The 13,417-nt window shown below is 58.2% G+C and carries 10 protein-coding genes; 3 read left to right on the forward strand and 7 right to left on the reverse strand.

The annotated features are described in order from the left end of the window. Positions 1–70 precede the first annotated feature (70 nt). Together DYU11_RS16125 and DYU11_RS16130 are read left to right on the forward strand one after the other, a co-directional pair. Entirely contained in the window at positions 71–406 is a 336-nt protein-coding gene (locus DYU11_RS16125) for a YbaB/EbfC family nucleoid-associated protein (protein ID WP_119668723.1), read from the forward strand. Further along, complete coding sequence (locus tag DYU11_RS16130) at positions 407–1,429, forward strand: glycosyltransferase family 2 protein (protein ID WP_119668724.1); 1,023 nt, start codon at positions 407–409, stop codon at positions 1,427–1,429. A gap of 43 nt (positions 1,430–1,472) precedes the next feature. Here DYU11_RS16130 and DYU11_RS16135 read toward each other — a convergent pair whose 3' ends face one another. Next, positions 1,473–1,694, reverse strand: a complete 222-nt coding sequence (locus tag DYU11_RS16135; RefSeq protein ID WP_119668725.1) for a PspC domain-containing protein — start codon at positions 1,692–1,694, stop codon at positions 1,473–1,475. Positions 1,695–2,034: 340 nt separating this feature from the next. Between DYU11_RS16135 and DYU11_RS16140 the strand changes: the two genes are divergently transcribed. Further along, on the forward strand, positions 2,035–2,241 hold the full coding sequence (locus DYU11_RS16140) for a cold-shock protein (protein WP_009285736.1): 207 nt from the start codon (positions 2,035–2,037) through the stop codon (positions 2,239–2,241). A gap of 69 nt (positions 2,242–2,310) precedes the next feature. Here the strand turns inward: DYU11_RS16140 and lysS are convergent, their stop codons facing one another. The 6 genes from lysS to DYU11_RS16170 all read right to left on the reverse strand — a co-directional run bounded on the left by lysS (position 2,311) and on the right by DYU11_RS16170 (position 13,416). Then, positions 2,311–4,080 carry a lysine--tRNA ligase gene (gene lysS, locus DYU11_RS16145; RefSeq protein WP_119668726.1) on the reverse strand — a complete coding sequence of 590 codons (1,770 nt, stop codon included), beginning with the start codon at positions 4,078–4,080 and terminating at the stop codon, positions 2,311–2,313. Between the two features lie 94 nt (positions 4,081–4,174). Further along, positions 4,175–5,056 (reverse strand): FHA domain-containing protein, encoded by an 882-nt coding sequence (locus tag DYU11_RS16150; protein WP_119668727.1) that lies wholly within the window; start codon positions 5,054–5,056, stop codon positions 4,175–4,177. 11 nt (positions 5,057–5,067) lie between these two features. Continuing rightward, positions 5,068–9,045, reverse strand: coding sequence for an FtsW/RodA/SpoVE family cell cycle protein (locus DYU11_RS16155; protein WP_119668728.1), 3,978 nt, complete (start codon positions 9,043–9,045; stop codon positions 5,068–5,070). A 20-nt stretch (positions 9,046–9,065) separates the two neighbouring features. Beyond that, positions 9,066–10,346 (reverse strand): serine/threonine-protein kinase, encoded by a 1,281-nt coding sequence (locus DYU11_RS16160; protein ID WP_119668729.1) that lies wholly within the window; start codon positions 10,344–10,346, stop codon positions 9,066–9,068. A gap of 14 nt (positions 10,347–10,360) precedes the next feature. Further along, positions 10,361–11,965, reverse strand: a complete 1,605-nt coding sequence (locus DYU11_RS16165; RefSeq protein ID WP_119668730.1) for a serine/threonine protein kinase — start codon at positions 11,963–11,965, stop codon at positions 10,361–10,363. After that, positions 11,965–13,416, reverse strand: a complete 1,452-nt coding sequence (locus DYU11_RS16170; protein WP_119668731.1) for a PP2C family protein-serine/threonine phosphatase — start codon at positions 13,414–13,416, stop codon at positions 11,965–11,967. Before DYU11_RS16170 ends, DYU11_RS16165 begins: the two co-directional genes overlap by 1 nt. Between the last annotated feature and the right edge of the window lies 1 nt (position 13,417).

Genomic DNA, 13,417 nt, shown 5'->3' on the forward strand with positions numbered 1-13,417 from the left:
AGGCCAGTGTGACTTCGAACAACTGCGGCCGGTGCGTATCCCGTCGGGCTGATTAACTAATCGAAATACTATGTTCAACATGATGGATATGTTCGGGAAGATGAAGGAAGTTCAGGCCCGAATGAAAGAAGCGCAGCAGTCCCTGAGCACCATTACCGAAACAGGTGAAGCCGGTGCCGGGCTGGTGCGCGTGACGGTCAACGGATTAAAGCAGGTGCAGAAAATTGAACTCGATGCCGACCTGATCAAACCCGAAGAGCGTGAAATGCTGCAGGACCTGATTGTGGCAGCCACCAACAAGGCAATGGACAACGTTGAAACCAAAGCCCGTGAACACCTTCGCCAGGCTACCGAAGGCTTACTGCCCAACATCCCCGGCCTTGATCTGGGCGGGTTAATGCAATAAATGGATACCCTCGCGATTGTCATTCTCAATTACAACGGCAAACGATACTTAGAGAAATTCCTGCCTTCGGTCATTGCCAATGCCGAAGGCTTTCCTGTTTACGTAGCCGACAGCGCTTCGACCGACGATTCGGTGCCGTTCCTGCGTGCGCACTTTCCATCGGTCCGGCTGATTCAGCTGGCCAGCAACGAAGGGTATGCCGGGGGCTATAACGCGGCTCTGGCGCACGTTCGGCAGCAGTATGGGGGCGCCCGGTATTATGTTCTGCCCAATTCTGATATTGACGTGACGCCGGGGTGGATCACCCCCATTCTCCGGCTCCTGGAAGCTAATCCGGCCATTGCAGCCTGCCAGCCCAAAATCCGGGCGTATGACCGGCCCCGGCAGTTTGAACACGCCGGAGCGGCCGGCGGCTTTGTCGATTATCTCGGCTATGTATTTTGCCGGGGGCGCGTGTTTGCTACGTTTGAGGACGATCAGGGCCAGTACGACGATAATCGGCCGGTGTTCTGGGCAACGGGAGCCTGCCTGTTTATGCGGGCGGAGGTGTTTCACCAAACCGGCGGGTTCGATCCGGCGTTTTTCGCCCACATGGAAGAGATTGACTGGTGCTGGCGGGTGCAGCGGCTGGGCTACCAGGTCTGGGCCTGCGGTCAGTCGGTGGTGTATCACGTTGGGGGCGGGACGCTGCACAAGTCCAATCCCCGGAAAACGTACCTCAATTACCGAAACAGCCTCTATATGCTGTATAAAAACTGGTCGGGGGGGGGGCTCTGGGGTCGAATCCTATTCCGTCTGGTACTCGATGGCGTTTCGTCGCTGCTGTTCCTGAAAGAAGGCCAGTGGCGCGACGTGCTGGCCATCATACAGGCTCATTTCGCGTTTTACGGGCATCTGCCACAGCTTCGGCGGCAACGCCGGGCATTACGTCAGCAGCAGACGACGGAGGTGATGTTATACCCCCGAAGTATCGTCTGGGAGTACTTTGTGGAAGGCAAAAAGACGTACCGGGAGCTTATCTAGTTCCAGCCGGGCGGGAACGGTCTGCCAGAAGAACTGATCCGGGCTACAGTTCCCAGATGGTCGGGTGGGCATGCCGCCGAAGGTGCTTGTTCATCTCCATCCAGAAGGCCAGGATCAGGTACAGAACCACGGGTGAGCCCAGCGTCAAAAACGATGTGTAGATGAAATATAGGCGGATGCTGCTGGCCGAAATGTTCATTTTTTCGCCCAGAAGGGTGCAGACGCCGAAAGCCTGTTTTTCCACGAAATACCTGATCTTGTTCATAACCACTATCTCTGAAAGATCCAACCTATATACGTAGAAACTTTTGAGCAAATCTAACGAATACTCTGAACAGATTGTTTGGAGTATTTTGAAAAAAGCAAAAAATACTTATTGAAAATGTTATTTTTAGGCTGAGTTTGAGTTGAATGTGGAACAAATTTATTTACTTTGTGTTGTAAGGAGGTTGGCAAAATTATCACCACAGGCCATCCACTGAGCGACAAAGTCCGTTGAGTCTCAACCAAGTGTCCCATCCGTATGCGTACTTTGGTGCCTGTTTCGCGTTCTTTGTTAGTAATGTGCCCCTTTGTATGTTTAATTGTTTAATTTTTTACTTTTTATGCAAACAGGTGTAGTAAAATTCTTTAACGAGAGCAAAGGCTACGGATTTATCGTTGAAGACGATTCCAACCGGGACATTTTCGTCCACATCACTGGTCTGAACGGCGCTACCATTCGCGAAAAGGATCGGGTTCAATTTGAAGTAGTTGAAGGTAAAAAAGGACTCAACGCTGTTAAGGTTAAGAAATTGGACGCAGACTATTAATCGTAGCTGCGCATAACGATAAAAACCCCGTTCGGTAGCCGAGCGGGGTTTTTCTTTGGGCCACGTGGGTTATTGGCCCGTCCAGCTTTTTACTTCGTCGAGGCCGGGCATTTTAAGGTCCAGCTTAAGCTTCTTGCGGGCTCCTCCCAGGTCGTTGAACAGTTTGTTGGGATTTGCGGTCCGCAGTTGCTCAACGGTCAGGAAACCCAGCTTTTGCAGGGCTGGAACCCATTCGGCTGGGATGCCGGCGTTTACGAAATCAGCGTCGTCGGATACCTCCAGTTTCTTCTCCGGACGCATCTGAGGGAAGAACAGTACGTCCTGAATCGAAGGCTGGTTGGTCATAATCATCGTCAGCCGGTCGATGCCGAGTCCTACACCCGCCGTTGGGGGCATCCCGTACTCCAGGGCCCGCAGGAAGTCTTCGTCCAGGGCCATCGCTTCTTCATCGCCCCGTTCGGCTAACCGAAGCTGCTCTTCAAACCGTTCGCGCTGATCCAGCGGGTCGTTCAGCTCGGAGTAGGCATTGGCAATCTCTTTCCCGTTGCAAATGGCTTCGAAGCGCTCAACCAGCCCCGGCTTGCTGCGGTGCTTCTTCGTCAGGGGCGACATCTCGACCGGATAATCCGTAATGAAGGTTGGCTGAATCAGATTCGGCTCAACGGCATCGCCAAAGATTTCGTCGATCAGTTTTGATTTACCCATGGTGCTGTCGACTTTGATGTCGCGACTCTCCGCTACGTTCCGAAGTTCGTCTTCTTCCATGGCCGATACATCGATGCCGGTGTATTCCTGAATCGCTTCGAACATGGTCAGGCGTTTCCAGGGGCGTTTGAAGTCAATGACGTTTTCGCCGACAGTCACTCTGGTCGTACCGGCTACGTCGATGGCGACCTTTTCGACCATCTCCTCGATGGTATCCATCATCCAGAGGTAATCTTTGTAGGCGACGTAGAACTCAACCTGCGTAAACTCGGGGTTATGCGTCCGGTCCATGCCCTCGTTGCGGAAGTCTTTCGCAAACTCGAACACGCCGTCGTAACCGCCAACGATCAGCCGTTTCAGGTACAACTCATTGGCGATGCGCAGATACAGCGTCATGTCCAGCGTATTGTGGTGCGTCCGGAACGGGCGTGCCGCGGCCCCGCCGTGGATGGGCTGCAGGATCGGCGTTTCAACCTCCAGGTAACCGCGCTGGCTCAGGAACTGCCGAATCGAGTTGACCAGCTTGGTACGTTTGACGAACACGTCGCGTACCTGCGGGTTCACGATCAGGTCGACGTAGCGCTGGCGGTAGCGTTGTTCGGGATCGGTGAATGCGTCGTAGGTTTCTTTCTCGCCTTGTTCGTTCACCACCTCCTTCACCACCGGCAGCGGCCGCAGCGACTTGTTCAGCAGTTTGAATTCCTTGACGTACACCGACAGCTCGCCGGTTTTGGTCGTGAATACGTGTCCCCGAACGCCTATAATATCGCCGATGTCGAGCAGTTTTTTAAATACGGTGTTGTAAAGCGTCTTGTCCTCACCGGGGCATAGGTCATCGCGCCGGAAATAGAGTTGCAGCCGCCCGGTCGAATCCTGAAACTCGGCAAAGGACGCCGACCCCTGGATCCGGAAGCCCATCAGCCGCCCGGCCATCTGGACATTGCCCCAGCGCTCATCGCCGGAGAAATCCTGCTCGGGGGCCACTTCGGCATCGGGGGTGGGCTGGAACGTACCGCGGATGTCGGCTACGGTGGCGGTAACGTCAAAAAGTTCGGCGGGGTAGGGGTCGATCCCCATTCGCATCAGTTCTTCCCGCTTTTGTCGGCGGTTTATTTCCTGTTCGCTCAGCAGCATAGTTCGCAATTTCAGGCCGCAAAATTACGTAAAGTTCTTTGTTCGTGGGCATATACCGGCACATTGATACAGCTGGCCGTTGCGAAATAGCCGGTTACCGAAGCTCGAACTGTAGCGTCACCGAACCACCGAGTTCAATCTGGTCGCCATGCTGCAGTGGGTAGCTCATGCCGGCAATGTCGGCGCGTTCCATGCGCTCGTCGGAATGGAAGATCTTGGTTTTATTGCCGCTGGCGGGCAAACCACCGGCATCAACGAGCAGGGCATACTGGCGCTGGGCCGCGTTGTAGCGAATCGTGGCATGAGCCCGGCTGACGGCTCCGTTCCCGGCTCCTTTTGCCGGGTCAAATCCGGTATCGTCGTCGTTCAGGATAACGATATCGTTGGTCCGGACGCGCCCGGATGCGGTCTGGGTCGTTCGGCCGCGGCCGATGCAAAACGTGGTTTGCCGGGATGGGTCAAGCAGGTATTCGGCTTGCTCGGTCTGACCGGTCAGCGTGACGAGCCGGGCCAGTTGGGGAGGTCCATCCGGCTTTGAACCGTCCAGAACGATCAGCCCCAGGTTACCCTCCCGGTACGTGGTGTCGGGAAGGCCGCCCTGGAAAAACTCGTATTCAAACGGCCAGTTTTTGGGCAGGCTGATGTAATTGTCGGCCAGCTGGCGGTTGAGTTCGGCCCGAAACGTGCCTGGCTGGTTTGTTCGTAAAGCTACCCGGTACGACTCTTCCTCTTCCGGGTTTGAGCAGGCTATGTAAAGCCGTAGACCGACCGGGGCCGCACCGGGTTCGTTCTGATACGGTCGCAGCTTTTCGATAATGAACCGCAGCACCTGATCACGACGCTGGGCCGCCGGTGGCATTCCGGACGACGAAGCTGCTGGGGAAACCGGTGGCGTATCCGTCGGCTGAACGGTTGGCTGCTCCGCCCGCGACGGAGTCAGACCGAATAAGGTTTTAAGGGTGTCGATAAAGCTCATGTCCGATTGGGTTAGAAGCTGCCTAAATAACCTTGCTGTTTAAGAATGGGCGCGACAACGGTATTGGCCAGTTGAACGGCCTGAGCCGATGATTCGCCCAGTTCAATGCGTACGCAGGCCACCGTATACGACCGGCCTTCGGGCGTTGGGGCAAAAAATACGTACCAGCCGTCGTTTTGCTGTTCGCCAAGCACAATCCGTTCGGGCGTTCCGGTTTTGCCGGCGACCCGCGCCACGCTGATCTTACTGCGGCCACCGGCGTTTGACTGCTCAATCATAAACTCACGTAACTGCTCGGCGTAATCCGGCTGTCGGGCCAGTGGCTGTCCGGCCGGTATGGGTTGGGCTTTCCCGGCCCGGCTTACAACGTACCGCGAGGGCTGCATGACGCCGTTGTTGGCAATGGCCCCCGCCATGCGTGCGATAGACGCCGGAGTCGACGACAATTGGCCCTGCCCCCAGGCTAAGCCCGAAAACTCACTACGGTAGCGCCGGGGATACCGGTCACTCTGGTATAACTTCCGCCGAACAACGAACGACGAGTCCCGCCAGTGGTCCAGGATACGGTCGCGCTCCGGTTTTGTGTGGGTATTCGTGAATGAGTAGCCTCCCACAAAGTCGATGTTCATACCCGTTGCCAGATACAGATCGGCCAGTTCATTGTCCAGTTGGTTGTCGTTGGCCGCCCGGATAAAATACACATTGCTGGACCGGACAATGGCTTTGCGCATATCGACGGACTCGCCACAGGGCTCCGATTCGCGCGTACCACGCCGGATAATCTCCTGACAGGAAATCGGATAGCTAAGCGACGACGCCCGTTCGCCGAGTTTGTTGAAGGCCGCCATTGCCGTCAGAATTTTAACCGTCGAACCGGGAGCGGTCGGGTACGTCATCCCCAAATCACGCTCGGTAACCAGATACGGAAGCTTCAACCGGTCGCGGTCGGCCAGCAGCATGACTTCGGGCGTTTTCAGGTTCGGGAGCGGGTGCAGCGCCGACGCCAGCACATCGCCCGAAGCCGCATCCAGCACCACCACCGACAGGCGTTTATTCCGAAACTCGGATTGCGCCAGGGCCTGTTGCAACGCTACCTGAAGCTGCGCATCCACACTCAGCGTAAGGTCCCGGTTCTGGGCTTTGCGCCGTTCGACCTCGCGGCTGTCGATACCGGCTCGCAGGGCCGGAGCCAGTTCGCCGTAATCGTACACCGACAGCGTACGGGTTTGCTGAACCGACGGACTGAACCGGTCGGCCCGGTAGTCGGTCGCGACCAGTTCGCTTTTGCGCGGTCGGCTGTTGAACCCACGCAGTTCGCTCAGGTGCGTTGCTTCGGCGTAGTAGCCATTGCTCTGTCCCCAGAATAATTGCGTGTTGAGGTCGCCAACCCAGAAAAACAACTGATCGCCGAAGGGATAGTATCGCTGCAATCGCTTCCGGGTGAGCGTATTAATCTGCTGCGGATCAAGACCGCTTTGCTGAAGCCGGGTGCGCTGTTGGCTAACGGTTTCGGGGGAACTGGCCGCAACAACCACTCCTTTGCGGTCGTAGATGGTCCCGGCAGCAATTGCCCGGGTCAGCCGTTCGATGCGGGGATTATAGCTATACACCGGATCGCCGTTGCGGGTTACAACCCGGGCAGGCCGAACAATGTAGTCATCGCCGGACCAGCCGACAACGGGTAATAATCGCCCGATGAGTACTAAAACGCCCAGGAGGAAGCCCGAAATCCCCGCCATTAGTACGGTGTCGTAGTGCGTTTCGAGGTATTCGCGCTGGGTAACCTGCCCCGGTCGGTGCGCTACGCTGAATACGGCCCCCATGGCCGTCAGGTTAATGATGAGCGATATTTTTCCGTAGCTCAGAAACGGTACGCTGATACCCGTGAGCGGTAGCAGCCCGATGGAGCCGCCCGCAATGATCAGAAACTGCACGCCGGTGGCGATGGCAATGCCGGTCACCAGAAAGAAGCTGAACGGCTGACCAGCCCGGCGGGCGTGGAGGAAGGTTCGGTGCAGCAGAATGCCCATCAGCAGAAACACCGACGCCAGGCCCGCGCCCCCCAACTCTTCGCCCACGCTGGGCAGAATCATGTCCGTGTGGGCGGCCGGCATGGCGTTAGCGAAGCCTTTACCCAGCCCCTGACCAAACCAGCCGCCCGACGATAGCGTCCAGAAACTATGGGCCAGGTGATCGCCCCCGTACACATCGTTGTTCCACGGGCTGAGCCACATCGCCTTCCGGCCGGCCAGACGATCGCCCACAAAAGGTAACAGGTCCCCAAACGTAAATGCAGCCATGACCAGCAGCAAAATAATCGGCGCTTCGGCCAGCAGTGCCACCCAGCCGGCTCCCGTTTGCGACCGGGCGTCGCCCCGCCAGAGCATGAAGCCAATCACGGCGATCAGGCTGACGAGCGTTGCCAGCCAGCCGGGCATTAGCCACAGCGCCACCCCGTAGCCAACGCCCGTTGCCAGGGTAAGCAGCAGGTTACCCCGGGCAATGCTGTAGAACAGCAGGAATGTAAAGCAAACCACCAGTGCAGGACCCATGTCGCCGAGCAGCAGATACAGCAGCATCAGAAACACCGCCCCGGCCAGTGCCCCGAAACTGACGACAAACCGCCAGCGCAGGTCCGGAAGCTGGCGGATGTGTTGCTCGTTGGCCGCAAAAAAACCAGCGAAAAAAAGCAACAGGAGGTACTTCGTGATTTCGCTGGGTTGAAACGTAATGCCCAGAAGCGACAGATTGACCCGTACCCCACTGCCTTCCGGACCAGAACCGATGAGGAGCGTCAGGGCAGCGAGCCCGATGGCCAGGACCAGCCACGTCCAGCCGGACAGCCGGACCGACGCCCGGTTACGGAAGGCAAACAGCCAGTCATATTGCCAGAGCGTATAGAATCGCCCTACGTTCATCTGCGAGAGGATGGTCATACCCACCAGCCCCAGCATAAGCCCCTGTAGCGTCTGGCCGGCATAAAGCGTATCCTGCACCGGGTCCTGAATGGCCAGCAGCGTCAGCACCGACAAGCCGGTCAGCAGCATCAGGACGGCCAGCAGCAGCGGATCAGGCTGAAACGAACGTAGCGTCCAGAACCCATACACCGCCCAGAACGATCCAAGAAACAACGCTACGATGCCCCAGAAGAGCCAGGTGAACGAAGCCGGAGTCCGGACGCTAAACGCATGATCGGTTTTGAGCTGGCTGTACGTCACCGAGCCGATGAGCCGCAACCGGTGCGGTCGGCCTTCGAAGGTATACGACTGATCGCTGGACAGACGGCTCGTACCTTTCCGGCTGCCGAACTCCAGTCCAGGCTTTAGCGGCACTACGCTGTAGGCTGCGTCTTCGATCAGGCCGGAGAACGTAAACTGTCCATCGGCATCCGTGCGGGCGTATACGTAGCGGTCGGGTAGGGTATCGGGCCGGGCCGTGGCCGGGTGGCGTTTGAGTTGTACCAACACCCCATTCAGTGGCTGCTCGTCCCGCATGACCCGACCGGAGATAGATACCGTTCCGCTGCCAACCCGCACGGTCGCAGCATACGGCCGGGGGTTGTTCAGCTCACGTCGGTACAAAGTCGAATCGAAACCCATTTGCTGCCGCGACAAGCGAAGCCGGTTTTGAAAATCCTCGCCCCCGATTGGACTGCGCCACGACACGGGAGCCAACACCGCAAACGCCCGTTTGTTGATGCTGCCGAGGTTGTCCAGCGAGCCGTTCTGAGCCAGCTTAACCGGCAGCGAATCGGCCACCAGTCTGGCATCGCGGACATCGGTGTAGTAATTACCCGCCGTAAGCAGCCGCTGGATAGCGGCTGATCGGACACCGGGTTCGAGGTTGAGGGCCTGGCCGCTGGCGTAGGCCTGTCGGGCCTGATTTAAGATGGGCACCAGGTTAATGTACAGCCGCCCGAAAAGCAGAAGCAGTACCAGCGATGTGCCGAGCAGATACAGACGGGCAGGCGAAACGGAAGCAAGTGGCATACGTAATAAACAAAGCGAGGTTAGTTCTCCGTACTGGTGGAGTCAGCAACCGCCGTTGAATCGCGGGCGGGCGCTGCGGTTGTATCGGGGGATACGACCGATTCTGATGGCTGTTCGGTTGAGTCGGTCGGCGTCGTTTCGTCGGAATATGTGTCATAGGGGGCGGCCATCGTATCGGCAGCCGTTGTATCCAGCGTGTCTTCCACGACCGTCGGGGTGGAGCGAGCCGCTGACTGAGCGGGTTTTCGTTGTTTCAGGTAATACATACCAAACCCGATCAGCAGGCCAACGGCTACGATGAAGGCAATCCAGCCACCTGTTCCGCTGGATCGGCGGGGTGGTTCATCTTCCGTTGCCGGCTCAGCATAACCGGGGGTTTGCGATCCGGCGACCGGTGCCGCCATCGTCTGAGCACGGGGCACCGCTGGGGCCGGGCGGGTACCCGCCCGGCCGGCCTGCAACTGTTCCACACTGGCCTGCCCCAGCAACACGGTCAATTCGCTGACGTCGCTTAATCGCTCGGCCGGATCTTTGACCAGCATCCAGTTGACGAGCGTATTCAAGCTCGGGGGGAGGGGTTGCCCGGACGGCAGCAACAGCGCAGGGGGTGGGGTTCGCAGCACCTGCGTCATGAACGTAGCAATCCCGGCGGTGTCGGTCATGGCAAACGGTACCCGGCCGGTCAGGCATTCATACAGCACCACGCCCAGCGAATAATAATCCGTAGCCACTCCCACGCCCCGGGGGTTATCGAACTGCTCGGGCGACGCGTATTCGTACGTCAGCAGGGATTGTCCCGTCAGCGTTTGCGACTGTTCCCGCAGACGGGCCACGCCGAAATCGGTCAGCAGAAAATGCAGTTCGCCACTGGCCAGCGGGCGATACAAAATGTTTTCCGGCTTGATGTCGCGGTGAAGGATGCCCTCCGGATGAATGGCTTTGAACGCACTCGCCATTTGCTGACCCAGCCGGAGTACCGTTGGTACGTCCAGCGCACCCTGTCGGATCAGCGACCGCAGATCGCCCCCTTCTACCCACTCCATCACGATAAACGGCAGGGGCATGTCCAGTTGCACCTCCCGGACCTTTACGACGTTCGGATGGCGGATACTGGTCATAATGGCTGATTCCTGTTGAAATCGCCGGAGCGTGTCGGCGTCGGTACCCAGCGTAAAATGCTTGATCGCCACCAGATCGCCCGTTGCTACGTGGCGGGCCTTCAGCACACGAGCGTTTGAGCGACCCAGTTCGCCCAGAATTTCATAGCCCGGAAAGTGCGTGTTGACGCTAACGGTTGGCATCGGCAGAGGTTGGTTTATAGCGTTGAGTCAGCAGATAAAGCCGTGTCGGTCGCTACCGAATCGGTCGACAGTACGTCGGGTGGCAGGTCGTACTTCAGCACGCGACAGGTGATTCGGGTGCCCCGGTCGCTGTCGGGTGCCGGCTTGCTCATGATCGCATCCGGTCCGACGTTCATGAAAAAGATCTTTTCCGTTTTGTACGTGTCTCCGTTGTCTTTGATGTATTTCACCTGAACGGCCACGGCGGGGAATGTGATGCCGCTTGGGTTGTTCAGGGTGATTTCTACGTCCCGGATGCCGCCCAGGAAAACCGCCCGGTAGTTGGATACCTCTGCCCGGAGATTCCGCCCGGCTGCGATGGCTTCCCGCCGGAGTTTTTCCCGGCGTTGGCGTTCTTCGGCTTCGCGCTGCAATCGGAGGGCAACCGAATCGGCTTCTGCGCCGGAGGTTTCCGTGCCAGAAACGGTGCTATCGGCCGAACCCGTTATCAACTCGCCAAGCGACGGCGGCCCCGAGCCCGGATCAGAAGCTGTCTGATTGGCTACAATATAATAGCCACCCGCGGCAACGGCCAAGGCCAGCAGTGTTAGTCCGATCCATTTGAAAGTGCCCCTGCCGGACGATGTTCGCGCCGAAGTGTGACGGGGAGCGGGCGAAACGTCGGCCGGCTCGGTTGGTGGCAGCGCGGCCGGTTGGGACGGTACGTCGACCGGCTGCGTTATGATCAGCGGGGTTGTGGGCCGGTTCGTAAACTGGCCGGTACGGCTGGCCTGCAGGTAATCAAGTTCGGCCTGTTTCAGCAGCCACGTTAACTCGTCGGCATCGCTCAGGCGTTCGGCCGGCTTTTTCAGGAGTAAGCCCTGGATCAGATCCACGAAGCGGCCAAGCGGCTGACCGTTGGCGGCTACGGTCAGGGCGGGTGGGGCATCGTTGAGGACTTTGTTCATGAACGTAACGATACCCGACTGATCGCCCATCTGAAAGGGTACGCTGCCGTTCAGGCATTCAAACAGCACAACCCCGAGGGAGTAATAATCCGTGGCAACGCCCACCCCGCGCGGGTCATTGAACTGCTCCGGCGATGCGTACTCGTAGGTCATCAGCGACTGGCCGGTCATGGTAGTCGATTGTTCGCGCAGGCGGGCCACGCCAAAGTCGGTGAGCAGGAAGTGCAGCTCACCACTGGGCAGCGGGCGATACAGGATGTTTTCCGGCTTAATGTCCCGGTGAATGATACCCTGCGGATGGAACGCCCTGAAAGCACTGGCCATCTGCAGGCCGAGCCGGATGGTGGTCGGAATGTCCAGATGGCCGCCCGTTTTGATGAGGTTACGCAAACTACCCCCTTCGATCAACTCCATGACGATATACGGCAGATCGGCCTCCAGTTGCACCTCGCGGACTTTCACCACGTTCGGGTGGTTGATGCTGGTCATAATGGCCGACTCCCGCTGAAACCGCCGGAGCGTATCCTCGTCGGTGTTCAGGGCAAAATGTTTAATGGCCACCAGATCGCCGGTGGCTATATGCCGGGCTTTGAGGATGCGGGCGTTGGAGCGCCCCAGTTCACTCAGCACTTCGTAACCCGGAAACTGGGCATTAAATCGGATCGTTGCCATCAGGGGCGAGACATTGGTTTTGGCGGAACAGGCTGGGCCTGCGACGAAACAGACAGCACGGTGTTGCGGAACGTATCCTGCCGGATCACCGCATTAACGGGCCGCTCTACGTTGCGGAAGTAAACCTGCTTCAGTTGCAGTTTCACGTCGCTCGTGGTTTCAATACCCGTCCTGAATCCTTGTATAACCAGATTTTCCAGGTTTATGGTTCTCCCGTTGATAACGCGAAAGGCCACCCGCGATTGCGTCGTGTCGGTTGGAATAACCACGGTCAGCCGACTATCGCCCAAAACGGTCAGCAGCGAATCATTCAATACCAGGGGTTTAGCGAGCCGGATTGTGTCGGCGGTCAGCACGAGTCGATGGTCGGCGCTTCGGTAGGCGGTTTGCACCAGCGAATCCAGCGGCACGGAAGCCGGAACCATCGACGAAGCTGACGTACTCGACGGGGGGATTGTCAGGTCAGTCAGTTCGGTGTCCTCAATGGGTTGATCCCCCCGATCCGGCGTCTGGAACGAATACCAGGCAAAGGCCAGCAATCCAACGACCATGATCAGCCCCAGCAGCCACAGACCGGCGCGGCTACGTTTAGCCGGTTTTACGTCGGTGCCGGTAGTGGTGCGGCCGTTGGCGGTTACCGGCGTGGCTGGTTGGGTCAGGCTGGCCGCTGCCGGAGCTGCGACGGTTGCCGTACCCGGGCCGGTTCCGTTTCTGGCCAGTACGACCGTAACGTTATCGTTGCCGCCCTGTTCGTTGGCCAGCCGGATCAGTTCGCCAGCCTGTTCGTCCAGCGAACCCGATTGCCGCAGCACCGCCGTAATGTGGGCCTGCGTAATCATGTCGGTCAAGCCGTCGCTGCACAGCAGTAACTGATCGCCGGGCAAAAAATCGGTCTCGCCTGATTCCAGAAAGTCGGGATCATCGATGCGGTGGTGTATAAGCCCTACCTCGCGCAGAATCTCGTTTCGGCGCGGATGCTGCATGGCTTCCGTCTCGGTCAGTTCGTTGGCGTCTTCCCGAATACCAACCAGCGAGTGGTCGTGGGTGAGTTTTTCGAGCACGTCCTGCCGGAACCGATACAGGCGCGTGTCGCCCACATGAACAAAATAAAGCTTATTAGCCTGCGGGTCTGCAACGGCCACCGTCAGTACGCAGCACATCTGCGCCAGTTTGGGGGCCTGCTGCCGTTCTTCATTGATCTGGTTGTTGGCAAACACCACGGCCTCGCGCAGCATCGACAGCGGGTCGCCGTTGGGCGTACTCATGTAGCGTTCGATCGACTCGCGGGCAATGGCCGCGGCCCGGTCACCCCCGGCGTAGCCGCCTACCCCGTCGATGACGGCCAGGAGCGCGCTGGAGTCGGACCAGATCGTGGTGCTGATAAACGTATCCTGATTGTCGGTTCGTCGCCGGCCGACGTCGGTTTTGCCCGTGAGTAAGATTGACTGCATG

Origin of the sequence: Fibrisoma montanum, from assembly GCF_003583365.1 — a bacterium.
Taxonomy (GTDB): Bacteria; Bacteroidota; Bacteroidia; order Cytophagales; family Spirosomataceae; genus Fibrisoma; species Fibrisoma montanum.